The sequence below is a fragment of the Bacteroides neonati genome (genome assembly GCF_000499785.1).
Classification (GTDB): Bacteria; Bacteroidota; Bacteroidia; order Bacteroidales; family Bacteroidaceae; genus Bacteroides; species Bacteroides neonati.
Window position 1 is genome coordinate 545,993 of record NZ_HG726023.1, and the last position, 19,813, is coordinate 565,805.

A 19,813-nucleotide genomic window follows, 5' to 3' on the forward strand; every position below is an offset into this window, starting at 1 on the left:
CTGCGCCCGATAAACACTTCGCCAAAGATATTAAACTTCTCTGAGTTTTGTTGTTACAAAAGCTATCTTTTCTTCCATAGGCCATAAAGCATCTACCCAATGAATGGTAAAGCCCCGCCGCTCCATTCCCCTGAACCAGGTCATTTGCCGTTTGGCAAACTGATGAATGGCCACTTCCAGCCCGTTGAACATCTCTTCGTATGTGATTTTTCCGATGACATACAGGGTTAGGTATTTATATTCTAATCCGTAGTATATCAAGTCATCGGCTGCAATGCCTTCGGCGAGCAAACGGCGCACTTCATCGATCATTCCTTCGTCTAATCGCTGTTTCAGCCTACGCGTTATCTTCTCCCGGCGCAACTCCCGATCAATATCCACCCCGATGATGAGGCTGTTCAAGGCGGGGAATTCCCGTTCGGGCACCGGGTTGAGTTTATAGTACTCTTCAATTTCGATGGCTCGTATGGCTCGCTTTACCGTATCTACATCCGTTGAGTTATGTAACGTTTTGTATTGCTCCAATGTTTTCGTTAATTCTTCGAGCGATTTCGTTTCCAGCCGTTGGCGCAGCTCCGGATTCTCCGGAACGGGCATCAATCGATACCCTTTGAGTACCGATTCCAGGTATAAACCGGTTCCTCCACACACAATCGGGAGTAAGCTCCGTTGTTTAATAGTCTCGTATGCGGTTAGAAAATCACGTTGATATTCGAAAACGTTGTATTTATAGCCCGGATCGGCAATGTCGATCAGGTGATAAGGTATTTGTTGTCCGTTTACTGTATAATCGTCCAAGTCTTTTCCCGTGCCCAGATCCATTCCACGGTAGATTTGGCGTGAGTCGGCACTGATAATTTCCGTATGTAGTGTAGCAGCCAGTGCGGTTGCAAATGGCGTTTTTCCCGATGCAGTAGGGCCCAGTATGGCGATTAAATCATAATTCGGCATGGATTCTTGTCTTTTGTTTATGACAAAGATATGAAAAAGGAAGTGAAAACAGGATGCAAAAGGCTTAAATGGTGTTATAAACACTCCGTTTCCGCACACAAAGCTTGCTAGTTTCGAAAAACTGCGTACCTTTGCACTGTGTTTTTCATAGTATTAGATTTAAGGTTAACAAAGGTTGGAGCAAGGCGTTGCTCCTTTTTTTTTATCCATACCCTATCTTTTTGAAAGCACAATGGGGGAATCGGCACCCAATTAAATACCGAAAACGTAGGTGTTATCTTTGGCAATCAATCAATATATTCTTAAAATAGTAAGATAGCTCTGATTAAAAAAAGTAGAAGGGTGAGGGATGACTAGGGAGGTTATATAACTTTATTTATCCGAATCATATATTCTTTTTATTTTCTTTTTTTTTAGAATACAAAGGTTAACATTCTCCCTCATCATCCCTCACACTTGGATGGAAAGTGCTTCACAATGTACTGTAGCTTAGACAAGATAAATAGCATGTAGTAAGATACTTGCTTACTGTTTGCAAAAAAAGTTGGCGGCATTTGATTAAAACGCCGCCAACTTTTATATTTTTCCCGCCGTCTTTTTCAAAAAGGCGGCGGGCTTTTCTTTGCTATTGTTTATACCAAGTGTCCGATCCACTCTTCGCGGTCGCCCGGAAGTAAGTCGATCACCGGTACTTCGACCATGGTATAGCAACCCGGCTGTTGCTTCATAGAAGCACGGGCTACACAAACCAACACCTGTGCTGTAAGTGCCGGGTTATTGATATGCATGTTGAATTCGAACAACTGATTCTGAGTTTTGCCCGATACGCCTTTGCGAGTCAGATTTACACCGTGTCCCATATCGAGCAGGGCATCTACGCTCTCTACCTGTTTTACGTGTGTTTCATCGTTTACGAAATAGGCATCGGCTTTGATGGCTGCTGCTACTTCTTCGAATTTATATCCGTCTTTCACTTCGATATAAACCATGCGGCGATGGATACCCGTACCTGTAGGAATGGTCATAGACAATGCAGCCTGTACACCGGGCACAGCCTTCACGGCTACCGTATGACCCATGCTCATACCGGGGCCGAAGTTGGTATAGGTAATGCCTTTCGGAGCGATGGCTTCGAGCATGGTGCGAACGATAGAATCGCTACCCGGATCCCATCCGGCAGAGATGATCGAAACTGCTTTGTACTCTTTGGCGCAGCCGTTCAGTTCGCGACGAAGATCAAGAATACCGGTATGGATGTCGAAACTGTCGACCGTATTGATACCCATTGCCAAAATCTCCTTGGCGTATTTCTCAACGCTGCGCGTGGGGGTGCAGAGAATCGCTACTTCGACACCTTCGAGCTCTTTTATATCTTTAACTACGGGGTAGTCATTGAGTTCTGCCGGTTTATTTTCGGCTCCTGCACGACGAACAATACCTGCTATTTCGAAATCGGGTGCTGCCTGAAGTGCTTCCAGAACGTAACGACCAATATTGCCATAACCAACGATGGCTGCTCTTACCTTTTTCATGCTTTTACTAATTTAGTTAAACACATTTCTTTTATTTAGGCACAAAAGTAGACATTTTATCTGTTATTTTGCCCGTACAGGTGTTAAAGATCGTTTTTACAGCTCAACTTCGCCGCACACAATATTTCGCGCGTGCCTGCGTTATACAAGTATTATGATAGAATATATTAAGGGCGACCTTGTCGAACTCAGTCCGGCAACCGCAGTTGTTGATTGCAATGGCTTAGGCTATGGAGTGAATATTTCGTTGAATACCTATTCGGCCATTCAGGGAAAACCAAGCTGTAAACTATATATCTACGAAGCAATTCGCGAGGATGCTTACATTCTGTATGGCTTTGCCGACAAACAAGAGAGAGAACTTTTTCTGCAATTAATCTCCGTATCGGGTATTGGAGGCAATACGGCTCGGATGATTCTGTCGGCTCTCTCGCCAAGCGAATTGGTCAATGTGATTAGTACCGAGAATGCCAATCTGCTTAAGACGGTTAAGGGTATTGGACTCAAGACGGCGCAGCGTGTCATTGTCGATTTGAAGGATAAAATAAAAACGGCCGGTTCCGTCGGCGGAACTTTATCGGGCGGTGTGTTGTTGCAGTCCTTGAATGCCGAAGTGCAGGAAGAGGCCATTGCAGCCTTGACCATGTTGGGCTTTGCTCCTGCACCTTCGCAAAAAGTTGTATTGGCCATCTTGAAAGAAGAGCCCGAAGCTCCGGTTGAGAAGGTGATAAAACTTGCATTGAAAAGGCTGTAAGAGTGTATTAATTCCTATCTTTGCATCTCATTAAAACTCCATGAACGTATGGCTATAAGAAAGAGTAATGTCCGCCAAGACAGTGGGCACCCAAAGAGTACCGGCAAAAGCCAGTCGACTGGCAAGCGGATTGGCAAGTCGAAGCCTGCGAAGGCAAATAATCAATTAAATCGTCGCATCAAAGATTAATAATAGATGTGCAGAGGGTCGGACGATCACAGGCAAAGGGTCGGACCATAAGCAACAAAGGGTCGGAACCTTTGCGCTTATGGTTCGACCCTTTTTTTAATATAACACAGCCTCTTGTCAAAGCGGCAACCGCTCAACAACGACTCTGCTGCTTATTTGGCTTGTTCTTCTGCCTTTTTTCTTTCGATCAGCTTCTCTACAAAGCCGATTTTTAATTTAGCCTCTTCGGTCTCTTTCTTTATCTGCTCCATCGACGAGAGCAGTTGCGAAAGCTCGTATATTTTCGTCAGAGCCAGTCGGTCTGCCGGAGTCATATTGAATGTATATTTTCGTTCGCCGATGTACTCTACTTTGATATTCTTATCCCGATTCAAGTAAAGAAAGCTCATCACATTACCGTCAGCTCCCATGGTGAAGTCTGCCTTTTCAATCTTCTCGCCCAGATCGGTGGTTTCGTAGCTGTCTTTGGATGCAGGTGTTTCGGCAAACGTGCCGTCGGGTGCTGTTACCTTGACGGCAAAGTGGTGAATGTTACTCTTGCCGCAGTAGATCGATGTCATGAGCATGATTCCCTGCTCGTTGACCTGGAAACGGAGGAACGAACGGTGCAGGTTCTTCTCCACCGTTTGAGTTGGCCAGAAGTAATTGCCCTCTTCCTGATAGGTGGCATCTTTCTCCAACGTATATTGTCCGACGATGGCTTTGAGCTCCTGTTGCTTGCTTTGCATCATGCTGTCCAGATAGACCAGACTTTGTTGTTGCTCTTTGATTTCGACTTGCTGCATCAGCTTATTGCCTTCGCGTCGCGTGTCGAACTCTTTGGGGTAGAGCAGCTTGATGCTGTCGAGCTGAATCTTAGCCTCGTTATAGTCGCCACGCTCGAAAGCTGCCTGAGCTACAGCCAGCTTTTCGTTTGCTTTTTGTGTTGTATTGTTGCCACACGAAGCCAGCAACAAGGCATAACACACCAGAATGATCCCTTTCTTCATTTTGTTGTTCTTTAGATTAGAGGGACAAAAATACAAATAATATCCCTATCTTTGCATCTTAAAAACGTAAAATAGATAACTTCATGATAGAGTTGACACAAGAGGAGTTGAAGCAGTATTTTCGCGAACCCATCTTTGAACATATTTCAGAAACAGCCGATGAGCTGGGTCTGGAGTGTTATGCAGTAGGCGGTTATGTACGCGATATTTTCCTGCAACGTCCTTCAAAAGATATAGATGTGGTAGTAGTGGGCAGCGGCATTGCTATGGCGCAGGCACTGGGCCACCGTCTGGGGCGAGGTGCGAATGTATCTGTTTTCAAGAATTTTGGTACGGCACAAGTAAAATACCGCGGCACCGAGGTCGAGTTTGTCGGTGCTCGAAAAGAGTCCTATCAGCGCGATTCGCGTAAGCCCATTGTCGAAGACGGTACATTGGAAGACGATCAGAATCGTCGCGACTTTACCATCAACGCCTTGGCTGTTTGTTTAAACAAAGCGCGTTTCGGCGAGTTGGTCGATCCTTTTAATGGGATGAACGATCTCAAAGAGAAAGTGATTCGTACCCCCCTCGATCCCGATATTACCTTCAGCGACGATCCGTTGCGTATGATGCGTTGCATTCGTTTCGCCACGCAATTAAACTTCTATATAGACGACGCTACGTTCGAGTCGCTTTGCCGCAACCGCGAACGTATTTCGATTATCTCGCGCGAGCGTATTGCCGACGAGTTGAATAAAATCATCCTGTCGCCCATACCCTCGAAAGGGTTTATCGACCTTGACCGTAGCGGCTTGCTGGCACTAATCTTCCCCGAAATGATGGCTTTGCAGGGAGTCGAAACGCGCAACGGACGGGCGCATAAGGATAATTTCTATCACACCCTCGAGGTGCTTGATAATATCAGCAAAGTGACCGATAACCTTTGGTTGCGCTGGTCGGCTTTGCTGCACGATATTGCCAAACCCGTTACCAAACGCTGGGAGCCGAAGGCGGGTTGGACTTTTCATAATCATAACTTCATCGGCGAACGGATGATTCCCACACTTTTCCGCAACATGAAACTGCCGATGAACGAGAAGATGAAGTACGTTCAAAAGATGGTGAGTCTGCACATGCGCCCCATTGTCATTGCCGATGATATTGTAAGCGACTCGGCCGTGCGCCGGTTGTTGTGTGAGGCAGGCGATGATATTGATGATTTAATGGTGCTGTGCGAAGCTGATATCACATCGAAAAACATGGAGCGCAAGCAACGCTTCCTGAACAACTTTCAACTGGTACGCCAGAAATTGAAGGATTTGGAAGAGAAAGACCGGGTACGCAACTTTCAGCCTCCTGTGAGTGGCGAAGAGATTATGGAGATATTTAACCTGCAACCCTGTAGAGAGGTGGGGGCTTTGAAGAGTGCCATCAAAGATGCGATTCTGGATGGGGTGATTCCCAATGAATACGAAGCGGCGCGCGCCTTTATGCTCGAACGGGCAGCCAAAATGGGCTTAAAGCGACCGGAGTAGTGATAAGCTTCTGTTTGTACATGAAACAATAAATGACGAAGTGGGCTGTAAAGCACCGGCTTCGTCATTTGTCGTTTATAATCTCTGTTGTTTAGACTCTCTGTTATACTATATGAGGCTACAACTCTATAATCTCTTCGTTGCAGATCGTTAGTTTTTCGACCCCTTCGGTAGTCACTACCCAAGAGTTTTCGATACCTACCGGCCCAATGCCCGGAAGTACGATTTTGGGCTCGAGCGCAAACACCATGCCCGGCTCTAACTTCTGCTTTACACGAGGAGCCAGTACGGGAGCTTCGTTGATTTCAAGACCGATACCATGCCCGATGAAACGTGCTTGCTGGGTGATACCCATGAAGTAATTGGCAAATCCGGCTTGTGTAACCAGGTCGATGGCGGCATTGTACAAATCCTCACATACGACACCCGGCTGTGCCATAGCGGCAATCTGCTCCTGAATATCGAGACATACCTGATGGGCGATGTAGGCCTCTTCTTTAAGCTTACCGATAGAGAATACACGGCTCATATCACCCATATATCCGTTGAAGTTGCCTCCCAAATCGACCATTACGCTATGGCCCTCCTGCAAAACGGTGCCATTGGCTCCACCCGGTAGGGCGGGATCAAACCCTTCGCCTCCCAATGCAAAATCATAGGGCGAAGGTGCGGCGGCATTATCGCCCGTAAGCAAGCTACCCATGAAAATCTCCATGCTTTGACCGAACACGCGGAAGATACCCAGACAGCCTTCGAGGCGCATGAGGCGTTCTATTTCGATAGATAGTTCGAGGTCGGTCATGCCATGACGATAGACGGAGGGGATATTGTTGTATGCTCTGGCATGCGCTGCCCCCGACCGACGGAAGAGTTCTACTTCGACCGGCGTTTTAATACTTCGTGCCTGACGAATGATGGGGGTTCCGTTTACTATTTCGGCATCGGGAAACATACCTGCCAGCCGATTGTATTCGGAGTAAGGCAGTTCATCTCCTTCCAACATCAGTTTGGTAGGCAGGGGGAGGTTGTTCTCTTTTAGCAACTCGAGTATCTGTTCGGGTTTGCGGATGGCGAAGATATGTTCGCCCGAGATGTTGTTGGGGCGTTTTACAAATAGGCGAGCAGGAGCATTGAGGGGTAAATATAGATATCCGCTAACCACACGGCCGTATGTATAGAGCATGTTCACGTTGCAGGTGATGAGTGCGGCATCAATACCTTGTTGAGCCATAAGCCAGCGTATTTTATCGCGGCGTATTTTTAATTCAGGTTGTAGCATCTTGTATCGTTTTAAATTTCGAGAGGCAAAGGTAAGGATTTTAATTCATAATCGTACATTAACAAAGAAAGAGTGCCTTTCGGTCGGCGATATCGCTGAACCGAAAGACACTCTTTGCAAAAATGCTGAATGTTAAGAGTTAGATAATTCCTTGTCCCATCATGGCGTGTGCCACTTTCATGAAACCTGCAATGTTAGCCCCTTTAACATAATTAATATATCCACCGGGTTCGGTTCCATATTTTACGCATTGGGCGTGGATGCCGTGCATGATAGACAATAACTTCTCGTCTACCTCTGCAGCACTCCAGCTCAGGTGCATGGCGTTTTGCGACATTTCGAGTCCCGATGTAGCTACACCACCTGCATTTACTGCTTTACCCGGTGCATACATGGTTTTATGTTCGATAAACAGGTCGATGGCTTCGGGAGTACAACCCATGTTTGATATTTCGCCTACGCAAAGTACACCGTTGTCAATCAGATGTTTGGCATCTTCTCCATTCAACTCGTTTTGAGTAGCACAAGGCAGAGCGATGTCTGCTTTTACCTCCCATGGACGTTTGCCTGCTACAAAAGTAGAGCCGGGGAACTCATCGGCGTATGGAGCTACGATATCATTGCCTGTAGCACGTAGTTCGAGCATATAGTCAATTTTTTCTCCACTGATACCATTCGGGTCATAGATATATCCGTCGGGTCCGGAGATGGTAATCACCTTGGCGCCCAGTTCGGTTGCTTTGAGTGCGGCACCCCAGGCTACGTTTCCGAATCCTGAAATAGCGACTGTCTTTCCTTTCATATCAATGCCTTTGGTTTCGAGCATCTGGTGCACGAAGTATAAACCGCCAAATCCGGTTGCTTCGGGACGAATCAATGAACCGCCAAACTCCAATCCTTTGCCGGTAAAGGTTCCGGTAAATTCACGGGTTAGTTTCTTGTACATGCCGAACATATAGCCTACTTCGCGTCCGCCCACACCGATATCGCCTGCGGGAACATCCATGTCGGGACCCAGATGACGCCATAACTCCAGCATAAATGCTTGGCAGAAACGCATTACTTCACCATCGCTCTTGCCGCGTGGCGAGAAGTCGGAACCACCTTTGCCGCCACCCATAGGCAGTGTAGTGAGTGCATTCTTAAATGTTTGTTCAAAACCTAAGAACTTCAAGATAGACAGATTCACCGAAGCATGGAAACGGATACCGCCTTTGTACGGGCCGATAGCGTTATTGAATTGTACGCGATAGCCCAAGTTTGTTTGAACATCGCCTTTATCGTCTACCCAGGTTACGCGGAAGGTAAAGATACGATCCGGCTCAACCAATCTTTCGATGATTTTAGCTTTTTCAAACTCAGGATGTTGGTTGTATATATCTTCAATAGAAATAAGCACTTCCTTCACGGCTTGAAGATATTCAGACTCACCGGGATGTTTTGCCTCTAAAGAGGTCATGATTTTTTCGATGTTCATAACAGTATGCTTTTAAAAGGTTGTTTCTGATAAAATGTCAGTAGTAACACTGCAAATATATGAAAACTTTCAATACATGATACTTTTACGGGTATTATTTTGATTAAATAATGATAAAAAGATATTTTCTTATGCACGAATAGCCTCAAACAACAAACAGTTAATACATAAGGTTCTTAACTACTTGTTGTTTGAGGCTATTGCTTAGCTTGTTTGATAAATAAAGCTGGGTTATAGGCTCGGTTTCATATCTAAATTGTACATGATGAATCCGTATATATCAGCTTGTTCTTCCAATACTTTGGCCATTGGTTTGCCTGCACCATGTCCTGCTTTGCTGTCGATACGAATGAGCGTTGGGTTGGTTCCATCGTTACATTCTTGCAATGTGGCAGCAAACTTGAACGAATGAGCCGGCACAACACGGTCGTCATGATCGGCGGTGGTTACCATGGTAGCCGGGTATTTGGTGCCCGGTTTTAAGTTGTGCAGGGGAGAGTAGGCTTTCAAATACTCGAACATCTCTTTGCTGTCGGCACTCGTACCATAGTCGCTCGCCCAGTTCCAACCGATGGTGAACTTGTGATAGCGAAGCATATCCATAACTCCTACCTGAGGAATGGCTACTTTGAATAGATCGGGGCGTTGTGTCATACAGGCACCGACCAATAAACCGCCATTCGACCCACCTACAATGGCTATTTTATCTTTGTTGGTATACTTCTCTTTAATCAGGTATTCGGCTGCGGCAATAAAATCGTCGAACACGTTTTGTTTCTGCATCTTTGTACCGGCCACGTGCCACTCTTCTCCATATTCGCCGCCACCGCGTAAGTTTACTTGCGCATAGATGCCGCCATTCTCCAAGAAAGGAATACGAGCGGTAGAGAATCCCGGGTTGAGGCTGATGTTAAATCCGCCATATCCATAGAGGAATACCGGGTTTGTTCCGTCTTTTTTCAAATCCTTCTTATAGGTAAGGAACATCGGCACTTTGGTGCCGTCTTTGCTGGCAAAGAACACCTGCTCGGTTACGAAATCGTCGGCATTGAACTTCACGTTGGGTGCGCGGTATAGCTCGTAACTGTTCTTGTCCATATCATATTTATAGGTAGCACCCGGTGTGGTGAATGAGGTAAACCCGAAGAAGCACTCCTTGTCGTCCTTATCGCCGCTAAAGCCTACCGATCCGAGCGAGGGTAGTTTAATTTCTTGTATCAGCTTTCCGTCGAGGTCGTATACATAGGCATGGTTGGAGGCATCTTTGTCGTAGGTAAGGAAGAGTTTATTGCCGATCACTTTGGTATCCGAAAGTACGGCTTCCGCTTCCGGTACCAGTTCTTTCCAATCCGCCAGCAGGGGTTTATTAACATCGGCTACCATAACGCGTCCTTTGGGAGCACCGTAGTTGGTATAGAGGTACATCTTGTCGCCGATTACTTCGATAGGGTAGTAGCTATATTCAAAATCGGTTGTCAGTTGTTCGATCTTCGAACCTGCTTTGGTGAGGTTTTGCAGGAAGAGGTTGTTGCCTCGTCCGGCTCCTGCTTCGTAGAAGAAGAGCATACGTTCGTCTTCGCTCGTTCCCGCACTATAGAAACGCTTGGGGAAGGCAGGGTTCTGATAGATCAGTTTATCGGCCGATTGCGGTTCGCCCAGCTTGTGGTAATACACCTTGTGATTCTCGTTGACATTAGAGAACTCTTTCCCCTTTTTCGGTGCGTCGTATGCACTATAGTAGAAACCATCTCCCTGCCACGAAGCCCCTGAGAACTTAGCCCACTCAATGTGATCCGGCAGTAATTGACCGGTAGCCACGTCCATGACATATACCTCAGACCAGTCCGATCCACTGCGCGAAATGGTATAAGCTGCATACTTGCCGTCTTTCGAGAAAGAGAGTCCGGTCAGTGCCACCGTTCCGTCGGTCGATAGTTTATTAGGGTCGAGAAAAACGCGAGGCTCTCCATCCAGGGTATCCTGTACATAAAGTACGCTCTGATTCTGTAAACCGTCATTCTTATAGAAGTAATACTTACCGTGCTTCTTGAACGGCGTTCCTATCTTTTCATAATTAGCCAGTTCCGTCAGTCGTTTGAGCAGTTTTTCGCGAAAAGGAATTTTAGACAGGTAGTCGTTGGTTACTTTATTTTCGGCGGCTACCCAGGCAGCGGTAGCAGCACTTGTGTCGTTTTCTAACCATCGGTAAGGATCGGGTACTTGCGTATCGAAATACACGTCTACGGTATCTACTTTGGCCGTTTCGGGATAGACCAGTTTGTTTTGTTGAGAGGCGCATGACATGACCATGATTCCACCGGTTAATAGGATTACTTTCTTCATGTTTATGGGATATTTAGTTAGCTGTCTTATGTATAAGCAGGCAAACACAAGGTTTGATAGAGCGGTAAAGGTAAAAAATCTATTTGAACAAAACAAATATATAATGAGAACAATAAAAATAGTAGTAATGGCGAAAGAATTATTTCAAATCCTTCCTTATATTGCTCAATATTTGATACTTTTGTATAAATCATAACCAGAGAGAACCATGCTCAGTAAATATAAATTAAATCAACTTTACTTTAAAGATACACAGTTTGCCAACCTGATGACGCGCCGTATTTTTAATGTACTCTTGATAGCCAACCCCTACGACGCTTTTATGCTCGAAGATGACGGACGAATCGATGAGAAGATTTTTAATGAATATACCTCGCTTTCGTTGCGCTATCCGCCTCGTTTTACACAAGTCTCTACCGAAGAAGAGGCAGAAGCACAGCTCGAAAAGGTCTCTTTTGATCTGGTTATCTGTATGCCCAGTACCGGCGATAATGATAGTTTCGACATCGGTCGGCACATTAAGAGCAAATACGATCACATCCCCATTGTTATCTTGACACCCTTTAGTCACGGTATCACCAAGCGAATCAAAAACGAAGACCTTAGTGCCTTCGAGTATGTGTTCTGCTGGCTGGGCAATACCGATCTGCTGCTTTCTATCATCAAGCTGATAGAGGATAAGATGAATCTGGAGCATGATGTGGCCGAGGTGGGCGTACAACTTATTCTGTTGGTCGAAGACGGTATTCGCTTCTATTCGTCTATCTTGCCCAATCTTTATAAATTTGTATTGAAACAGAGTCAAGAGTTCTCTACCGAAGCCTTGAACGCGCATCAGCGTACGTTGCGTATGCGAGGTCGTCCTAAAATAGTACTGGCACGTACGTACGAGGAGGCGATGGCAATTTACAATAAGTATACCAACAATATTCTCGGTGTGATTACCGATGTGCGTTTTCCCCGTGTAGAGCGTGGCGAGAAAGATCCGCTTGCAGGGATCAAGCTTTGTGCCGAAGTGCGGAAGCGGGATGAGTTTGTTCCGCTCATTATTCAATCGTCCGAGTCGGGGAACGCAGCCTATGCCGCTAAGTATGGTGCCAGCTTTATCGATAAGAACTCGAAAAAGATGGATGTCGATTTACGGCGCATAGTAGCCGACGACTTTGGGTTTGGCGACTTTATTTTCCGAAATCCCGATACACTCGAAGAGATAGCCCGCGTGCGAAACCTGAAGGAGTTGCAAAACATCCTGTTCGCTATCCCTGCCGAATCATTTCTGTATCACATCAGTCGCAATCACGTGTCGCGTTGGCTCTATTCGAGAGCCATGTTTCCGGTTGCCGAGTTCTTGCGCCCTATTACTTGGAACAGTCTACAAGATGTCGATGCTCATCGAAAGATTATTTTCGAGGCCATCATCAAGTATCGTAAAATGAAGAACCAGGGTGTTGTTGCTGTATTTAAGCGCGACCGCTTCGACCGTTACTCCAACTTTGCCCGCATTGGCGAAGGCTCATTGGGCGGTAAAGGGCGCGGTCTGGCATTTATTGACAATATGGTGAAGCGCTATCCCGAGTTCGAAATGTTTGAGAATGCGCAGGTTGCCATTCCCAAAACGGTGGTACTCTGTACCGATGTGTTCGACGAGTTTATGGATACCAACAACCTCTATCAGGTTGCGCTTTCGGATGCCGATGATGATACGATTCTGAAATACTTCCTGAAAGCTAAGTTGCCCGATAGCTTGGTCGAAGACTTCTTTACTTTCTTCGATGTGGTCAAAGCTCCTTTGGCTATCCGTTCGTCTTCGTTGCTCGAAGACTCCCACTATCAACCGTTTGCAGGAATCTACAACACCTATATGATTCCTTATCTGGATGATCGGTATGAGATGTTGCGTATGCTTTCCGATGCCATCAAGGGCGTGTATGCTTCGGTCTATTTCAAAGATAGTAAAGCCTATATGCAGGCTACCTCTAACGTGATTGACCAGGAGAAGATGGCAGTTATCCTTCAAGAAGTGGTGGGCAATCAGTACGGCGACCGCTACTATCCGTCGATGTCAGGTGTGGCGCGTTCGCTCAATTACTATCCGATTGGAGACGAGAAAGCCGAAGAGGGTACGGTGAATCTGGCTCTGGGACTAGGCAAATATATTGTCGATGGCGGCATGACGTTACGTTTCTCTCCCTATCATCCGCATCAGGTATTGCAGACCAGTGAGATGGAGATGGCACTTCGCGAAACCCAGACTCGTTTTTATGCGTTGGATTTAAAGAATGCAGGCGAAGAGTTCTCGATAGACGATGGGTTCAATCTCTTGAAACTTCATGTAAAGGAAGCCGAAAAAGATGGTGCGTTGCGTTATATCGCTTCTACCTACGATCCGTACGATCAGGTTATTCGCGACGGACTTTACCCCGGTGGGCGCAAAGTCATCACCTTTGCCAACATCTTGCAACACGATGTGTTTCCGCTGGCACATATCTTGCAGTTAGTGCTGCGTTATAGTGAGCAAGAGATGCGCAGACCGGTCGAAATAGAGTTTGCCGCCACCTTGAACCGCGAGTACGATAAAACAGGAACGTTCTATTTGTTGCAAATACGCCCCATTGTCGATTCGAAGGACATGCTCGATGAAGACCTTTCGATTATTCCCGATGATGAGATCTTATTGCGCTCAAATAACTCACTCGGACACGGTATTATCAATGATGTGTGCGATATCATCTATGTGAAAACCGATGGATACAGTGCTTCCAATAATCAAACGATTGCCTGGGAGATCGAAAAGATGAATCAGCAGTTTGTAGCCGAAGGAAAGAATTATGTATTGGTGGGTCCCGGTCGTTGGGGAAGTAGCGATACATGGCTGGGTATCCCGGTTAAGTGGCCCCATATTTCTGCCGCCCGGGTCATTGTAGAGGCGGGATTGACCAATTACAGGGTAGATCCGAGTCAAGGAACCCATTTCTTTCAGAATCTTACTTCGTTTGGTGTGGGTTACTTTACGATCAATGCGTTTATGAATGATGGCATATACAATCAGGATTTCCTGAATGCCCAACCGGCAGTGGAAGAAACAACGTTTCTGCGACACGTTCGTTTTGAAAAACCGATAGTGGTCAAAATGAATGGAAAGAAAAAGCTGGGAGTGGTGTTGATGCCTAATGCATCAAAATAGAGGTGTACATTCAGTTGAATAAAACTTGAATAACCGGACTATTAAATTAATAAAAAACTCTAACTTTATTTATGCTGAACTGTTTTATATAATATAACTGAGTGAAGCATGATAAACAATGAAATGATGCTCGATGAATGGGTGGAGAGTATGCTCTCCAAGTCTCCCGACAAGGTGATAATCGAGCAAGGGGACATTGACATTCCTTGTCGGGAATTTTTGGAATATGCCAACAAACTTTCCCATTGGTTGAGGAAAGAGGGAGTCGAAAGGGAAGACAAAGTAATTATACTTCTTCCACGTTGTTACCAAGTCTATATCGCTATGCTGGGGGTGCTTAAAAGCGGTGCGGCTTATATTCCTCTCGACCCTGAGATACCGGCCGAAAGAGTTAACTTCATTGTTTCCGATTCGGGAGCCAAAGTCATAATTACCGCCGATTCAATTCTGGAAAGAACAGGCTCTTTTCTACCACAAGCTCGTCTCTTTACAATGGAGCACGATTGGAATTACTTAGATAGCTTTCCGTCGCAAGCCCCTTTTGTTCCTAATCGTACAACGAGCGATCTTTGTTATATTATTTATACATCCGGTACCAGTGGAAACCCCAAAGGAGTGCTGCTCGAGCATCGGAATGTTATCAATTACCTGAAAGCTGCTCAACAAATCTATCCCATCGCTCCCGACGACCGTGTGTTGCAAGGGTTCTCCGTATCTTTTGATGCCTCGGTCGAAGAAATCTGGTTGCCTTTGTCGGTGGGTGCCACATTGGTGGTAGGAACCTACGATATTATGCGTAGTGGCGATCGGTTTTCGTCTATCGTTGCCGATTTGCGTATTACCTTTCTCTCTTGTGCTCCCACCTTGCTTTCTATGGTAAAGGAGGAAATCCCCGGCTTACGCATTTTAATATTCGGTGGTGAGGTTTGCCCCACCCATCTTGCCAAGCGGTGGTGTAAAAACGGGCGGACGGTTTACAATACCTATGGACCTACCGAGGCAACGGTGATTGCCACCTATTCGGTGCTTGATGGAGAGTCGGAAGTAACTATTGGGAAACCTCTCCCGGAGTATGATGTTTTTCTGGTCGATGAGAATCTCAGTCCTGTTGGTGTGGGCGAGGAAGGCGAAATACTTATTGGTGGCGAAAGTGTTGCCCGTGGATACTTGAACAGGGAGGATCTTACTTCAACGAAGTTTGTTCACACCGACCGGATGAACGGACAACTTACCCGCTTTTATCGTTCGGGCGATATTGGTCGTTACAATGCAGATGGCGACATTGTTTTTGTAGGGCGTTCCGATGCTCAAATCAAAGTACGCGGTTTTCGAGTAGAATTGGCCGAGATTGAAGTACTACTGTTAGCTTCTAATGGTATTCAAGCTGCTGCGGTAGCATTGGATGTAGAGTCCCAACAGTTGGCAGCCTACGTAGTGATGGAAGGCAATGAAGAGCTCAATCGTAATGAAGTAGCCAAGTTGCTACGCGATAAGCTACCTTATTATATGATTCCTTCTACGCTCGATATTATTGATTCACTACCCGTTACAACCAGTCAGAAGGTGGATCGCAAGCGATTGCCCAAACCTTCTGCTCCCTTAACAAAACCTTCCTCTCACCGAACAATTATTTCTCCTAAAACAGAACTGGAGAAGAAGTTGATTCACGCTCTTGCTACTCATTTTGATCGCGAAGATATTTCGTTGTCCGATCACTTTTTCAATGACCTTGGCGGACACTCGCTGTTGGCTGCCGTTATCGTTTCCGAACTTCGCGAACAGAAATTATTCTCCAACCTTTCGGTAATGGATATTTATCAGCATCCTGTATTGACCGATTTGGTCGACTGCCTGACCCTAAAATCAATTAAAGAGAATCATTACCAACAGCGAAAGATACATATTCCTTCCAACCTCTCCTTTTATCTATGTTCGCTGGCACAAGGCGTAAGCATGGTATTCATTGCCTTATTGTTTGGTATTGAGTGGTTGGGACCGTTTTTCGTTTACTCCTATTATTATCAGGCAGACAATGGGGTTCTCTATTCATTGTCCATGATGCTGTCGATGTACTTCGCATTACTGCCTACCCTTTCTTTGTTGGTTATTGGGTTGAAGTGGTTGGTGATTGGTCGTATTCGGGCGGGCGACTACAAACTCTGGGGATGGTACTATTTCCGCTTTTGGCTGGCCGATAAGTTTATCATGATTTGTCCGGTTGTTTACTTTACCGGTACTCCCATTATGAATGTTTTCCTGAAACTGTTGGGTGCACATATTGGTAAGAATAGCTACATTAACACCAATGCCATATCGGCTTATGACCTGCTTACTATTGGCGACAATGTGAGTATCTGCACCGACTCTCACCTCAAAGGCTTTATCATCTCAGACGGTTACCTGCATATTGGTCGAATTGATATCGAAGATCAGTGCTTTGTTGGTACCCGTTGCCACCTTTCTCACAATACCCGGATGTGTCGCAACTCTTCGACCGAAGATCTGACCTTGATTCCCGAAGGAACCATTGTGCCTGAGAATGAAAACTGGCAAGGTTCAGCAGGAGAAAGGATAGGAGTGAATGGTAAACAAGAAACCCGTAAACTCTGGACCTTATCGGGCACCTTGCTCTATGGTATCGGTGTCTTTCTGATTCCCCTTATCACCATGATTGCCTATGTGCCGGGTATGATGCTTATCACCCATGTGGACTATAAGTATGAGAATTATTATTTTCTGTTTCTAACGTTGGTCGTGGCGTTTTCTTTTGTTGTCATTCTTACATTGTTGATCGCTTTGTTTAAATGGACCTTGTTGGGACGGATCAAAGAGGGACGCTATCCCATTAATTCGACCTTCTACTACCGGAAATGGTTTTTCGATCAGTTAATGAAACTCAGCCTGCAAGTCATTGGTACGCTCTATACCACCCTTTACTTGCAACATTGGTTCAAGTTGCTGGGTGTGAAGATGGGAAAACGGATGGAGGTCTCTACGGTCGAGTTTATTTCGCCCGACTTGCTGGTCACTGGCGATGAATGCTTCCTTGCCGATTCGGTTTCTGTCGGTGCTTCGCATGTTCGTAACGGGTATATTACCATTGCTAAAACGTATATTGGCGATCGAACTTTTGTGGGCAATAGTGCTGTACTTAGTCCCGGTAGCCGATTGGGTAGCGATGTATTGGTGGGTGTTTTGTCGAAAATGGACAAACAAGACCTGCCTGCCCCTGATGGTACTTCGTGGTTCGGTTCGCCTGCTATGTTTCTTCCCAAGCGAGACATCAATACGGAGTTTTCGGTAGATCGTACTTATAAACCCAGTCGTAAACTTTTTGCTTTGCGCTATTTTGTTGAGTTTTTCAGGGTAGTACTGCCATCGACTTTCTTTATTGTACTGGCATCATTGATTACGAATATATCCTCCAATTTGCAGGTAGAGAAATCCTTAATTGAGCTGTTCTTTATCTTTCCTTTCCTGTATTTAGGAACCGGTATTCTGGGTTGTTTTATTATGGCTCTTTTCAAATGGATTATCATCGGACGTTATCGGCCTTGTAATAAACCCCTGTGGAGTGGTTTTGTGTGGCGTAGCGAATTAGTAACAGGGTTGTATGAGAACTTTCTGGTACTCTTCTTCTTGAATATGCTGACCGGAAGTGTATTTATTAAATATCCCTTGCGTCTGCTGGGATGCAAAATCGGTAATAAATGCTGTCTCTACTCAACACAAATAACCGAATTTGACTTGCTTCATGTAGGCGACCGTTCGGTGTTGAATGATAATTGTACCATGCAAACCCATTTGTTTGAGGATCGTGTGATGAAGATGTCGGATGTGGTTATCGGCGAAAACTGCAATGTGGGTGGAATGGCAGTTGTGTTATACGATTCGCACATGGAAAATGGATCCTCGCTCGAACCGCTCTCTATCTTGATGAAGGGAGAGTCATTACCTGCTGAAACAACCTTTGTCGGAGCACCGTCAAAGCGCGTATGATACAGAGTGAATGAAACAGAGAAAGGGATGACAAAATGTTACTTTTGTTCATCCCTTTCTTACTTATCGTTTCGACTATTGGCTTTCTATCGTTTTGCTGATTATAAAATGCCTTGTGCCATCATTGCTTTGGCTACTTTCATAAAGCCGGCTACGTTGGCGCCTTTCACGTAGTTCACATATCCGTCTGGTTCTGTACCGTATTGTACGCATGCTTCGTGAATGCTTTGCATGATGCTCTTCAGCTTTTCGTCTACCTCTTCTTCGCTCCAGCTTAGTTTGATAGAGTTTTGTGTCATTTCCAAGCCCGATACAGATACTCCACCGGCGTTGGCTGCCTTGCCCGGAGCATAGAGAATCTTTGCATCCTGGAATACTTTAACCGCTTCGGGTGTCGAAGGCATATTGGCACCTTCGCTAACAGCGATACAGCCGTTGGTTACCAGCGTACGAGCGTGGTCACCGTTCAATTCATTTTGAGTAGCCGAAGGAAGGGCGATGTCGCATTTCTCTCCCCAAGGTTTGGCTCCTTCTACGTACTTACAGCCGTATGTCTCTGCATACTCACGGATACGTCCACGATACAGGTTTTTCAGTTCCATGATGTAGTTCAACTTCTCGCGATCGATGCCTTCTGGATCGTAGATATAGCCGTCAGAGTCTGAGCAAGTCACTACCTTACCACCCAGTTCGATTACTTTCTCAATGGTATATTGAGCTACGTTGCCCGAACCCGATACCACACAAGTCTTGCCTTTCAGATCGGTACCTTGCTTTTTCAGCATCTCCATTAAGAAGTAGATGTTACCATAACCGGTAGCCTCAGGGCGAATCAGTGAACCACCGAACTCGCGACCTTTGCCTGTGAAGGTTCCGGTGAATTCGCGTGTTAATTTCTTGTACATACCGAACATGAAGCCTACTTCGCGGCCGCCTACACCAATGTCACCTGCGGGTACATCGGTCTCAGGGCCAATATGACGCCACAATTCAAGCATAAATGATTGTACGAAGCGCATTACTTCGCCGTTTGACTTGCCACGTGGAGAGAAGTCTGCACCACCTTTGCCACCACCCATCGGGAGTGTAGTCAATGAATTTTTGAATGTTTGCTCAAAAGCAAGGAATTTAAGAATGGAGAGATTGACAGAAGCGTGGAAGCGAATACCCCCTTTGTATGGACCGATAGCATTGTTGTGCTGTACGCGGTAACCCATATTGGTTTGTACGTTGCCTTTATCATCTACCCAGGTTACACGAAACTGGTATACTCTTTCCGGAATACAAAGACGCTCAATCAGGTTGGCTTTGTCAAATTCAGGGTGCTTGTTGTACTCTTCTTCAATTGTAGAAAGTACCTCTTCTACGGCTTGATGATACTCCGGTTCGTTGGGGAATCTTCTCTTCAAATTTTCTAATACCTTCTCTGCATTCATAATTCTGTTTTTTTATTCTACGTAATTGTGATTATTTGCTTTTTCCATTGCAAAAGTAAACATAAAAATTAAACTTACAAGCAAATTATAAAGAAAAACGGCATAAAACATTAATTTTGATGTTTTATGCCGTAAAAAACGAATAAAAAGATATTATTTATTC

12 protein-coding genes are annotated in these 19,813 nt (G+C 45.5%); 5 read left to right on the top strand and 7 right to left on the bottom strand.

Features of this window, described 5'->3' with window-relative positions:
- Positions 1 to 30: 30 nt before the first annotated feature.
- Both miaA and TY03_RS14900 read right to left on the bottom strand, forming a co-directional pair.
- On the bottom strand, positions 31 to 951 hold the full coding sequence (gene miaA, locus TY03_RS14895) for a tRNA (adenosine(37)-N6)-dimethylallyltransferase MiaA (protein WP_042371309.1): 921 nt from the start codon (positions 949 to 951) through the stop codon (positions 31 to 33).
- Between the two features lie 632 nt (positions 952 to 1,583).
- The gene (locus TY03_RS14900; protein WP_042371311.1) at positions 1,584 to 2,483 is read right to left on the bottom strand and encodes a diaminopimelate dehydrogenase; all 900 of its coding nucleotides are present in this window, start codon (positions 2,481 to 2,483) and stop codon (positions 1,584 to 1,586) included.
- 154 nt (positions 2,484 to 2,637) lie between these two features.
- Here TY03_RS14900 and ruvA point away from each other — a divergent pair, with 154 nt between their 5' ends.
- Both ruvA and TY03_RS22680 read left to right on the top strand, forming a co-directional pair.
- Positions 2,638 to 3,237, top strand: coding sequence for a Holliday junction branch migration protein RuvA (gene ruvA, locus TY03_RS14905; protein WP_042371314.1), 600 nt, complete (start codon positions 2,638 to 2,640; stop codon positions 3,235 to 3,237).
- A 48-nt stretch (positions 3,238 to 3,285) separates the two neighbouring features.
- A complete protein-coding gene (locus tag TY03_RS22680) occupies positions 3,286 to 3,426 on the top strand; it encodes a hypothetical protein (protein WP_187374001.1) in 141 nt (46 codons plus the stop codon).
- Between the two features lie 152 nt (positions 3,427 to 3,578).
- Here TY03_RS22680 and TY03_RS14910 read toward each other — a convergent pair whose 3' ends face one another.
- Complete coding sequence (locus TY03_RS14910) at positions 3,579 to 4,415, bottom strand: outer membrane protein assembly factor BamD (protein WP_042371317.1); 837 nt, start codon at positions 4,413 to 4,415, stop codon at positions 3,579 to 3,581.
- A gap of 83 nt (positions 4,416 to 4,498) precedes the next feature.
- Here TY03_RS14910 and TY03_RS14915 point away from each other — a divergent pair, with 83 nt between their 5' ends.
- On the top strand, positions 4,499 to 5,932 hold the full coding sequence (locus TY03_RS14915; RefSeq protein ID WP_042371319.1) for a CCA tRNA nucleotidyltransferase: 1,434 nt from the start codon (positions 4,499 to 4,501) through the stop codon (positions 5,930 to 5,932).
- Positions 5,933 to 6,050: 118 nt separating this feature from the next.
- On the opposite strand, the gene TY03_RS14920 is transcribed toward TY03_RS14915, so the two are convergent.
- The 3 genes from TY03_RS14920 to TY03_RS14930 all read right to left on the bottom strand — a co-directional run bounded on the left by TY03_RS14920 (position 6,051) and on the right by TY03_RS14930 (position 11,031).
- The gene (locus TY03_RS14920; RefSeq protein WP_042371320.1) at positions 6,051 to 7,211 is read right to left on the bottom strand and encodes a M24 family metallopeptidase; all 1,161 of its coding nucleotides are present in this window, start codon (positions 7,209 to 7,211) and stop codon (positions 6,051 to 6,053) included.
- A 139-nt stretch (positions 7,212 to 7,350) separates the two neighbouring features.
- A complete protein-coding gene (gdhA, locus tag TY03_RS14925; RefSeq protein WP_042371322.1) occupies positions 7,351 to 8,688 on the bottom strand; it encodes an NADP-specific glutamate dehydrogenase in 1,338 nt (445 codons plus the stop codon).
- Between the two features lie 231 nt (positions 8,689 to 8,919).
- Complete coding sequence (locus TY03_RS14930) at positions 8,920 to 11,031, bottom strand: prolyl oligopeptidase family serine peptidase (protein ID WP_042371325.1); 2,112 nt, start codon at positions 11,029 to 11,031, stop codon at positions 8,920 to 8,922.
- Between the two features lie 208 nt (positions 11,032 to 11,239).
- Between TY03_RS14930 and TY03_RS14940 the strand changes: the two genes are divergently transcribed.
- Complete coding sequence (locus TY03_RS14940; protein ID WP_042371328.1) at positions 11,240 to 14,215, top strand: PEP/pyruvate-binding domain-containing protein; 2,976 nt, start codon at positions 11,240 to 11,242, stop codon at positions 14,213 to 14,215.
- Between the two features lie 108 nt (positions 14,216 to 14,323).
- On the top strand, positions 14,324 to 18,214 hold the full coding sequence (locus tag TY03_RS14945) for a Pls/PosA family non-ribosomal peptide synthetase (RefSeq protein WP_042371330.1): 3,891 nt from the start codon (positions 14,324 to 14,326) through the stop codon (positions 18,212 to 18,214).
- 101 nt (positions 18,215 to 18,315) lie between these two features.
- Here the strand turns inward: TY03_RS14945 and TY03_RS14950 are convergent, their stop codons facing one another.
- A complete protein-coding gene (locus tag TY03_RS14950; protein WP_042371333.1) occupies positions 18,316 to 19,650 on the bottom strand; it encodes an NADP-specific glutamate dehydrogenase in 1,335 nt (444 codons plus the stop codon).
- Positions 19,651 to 19,813: the final 163 nt, after the last annotated feature.

Coding starts and splice junctions, on each gene's coding strand:
- miaA (WP_042371309.1), bottom strand. CDS start 951: ATGCCGAATTATGATTTAATCGCCATACTGGGCCCTACTGCATCGGGA.
- TY03_RS14900 (WP_042371311.1), bottom strand. CDS start 2,483: ATGAAAAAGGTAAGAGCAGCCATCGTTGGTTATGGCAATATTGGTCGT.
- ruvA (WP_042371314.1), top strand. CDS start 2,638: ATGATAGAATATATTAAGGGCGACCTTGTCGAACTCAGTCCGGCAACC.
- TY03_RS22680 (WP_187374001.1), top strand. CDS start 3,286: ATGGCTATAAGAAAGAGTAATGTCCGCCAAGACAGTGGGCACCCAAAG.
- TY03_RS14910 (WP_042371317.1), bottom strand. CDS start 4,415: ATGAAGAAAGGGATCATTCTGGTGTGTTATGCCTTGTTGCTGGCTTCG.
- TY03_RS14915 (WP_042371319.1), top strand. CDS start 4,499: ATGATAGAGTTGACACAAGAGGAGTTGAAGCAGTATTTTCGCGAACCC.
- TY03_RS14920 (WP_042371320.1), bottom strand. CDS start 7,211: ATGCTACAACCTGAATTAAAAATACGCCGCGATAAAATACGCTGGCTT.
- gdhA (WP_042371322.1), bottom strand. CDS start 8,688: ATGAACATCGAAAAAATCATGACCTCTTTAGAGGCAAAACATCCCGGT.
- TY03_RS14930 (WP_042371325.1), bottom strand. CDS start 11,031: ATGAAGAAAGTAATCCTATTAACCGGTGGAATCATGGTCATGTCATGC.
- TY03_RS14940 (WP_042371328.1), top strand. CDS start 11,240: ATGCTCAGTAAATATAAATTAAATCAACTTTACTTTAAAGATACACAG.
- TY03_RS14945 (WP_042371330.1), top strand. CDS start 14,324: ATGATAAACAATGAAATGATGCTCGATGAATGGGTGGAGAGTATGCTC.
- TY03_RS14950 (WP_042371333.1), bottom strand. CDS start 19,650: ATGAATGCAGAGAAGGTATTAGAAAATTTGAAGAGAAGATTCCCCAAC.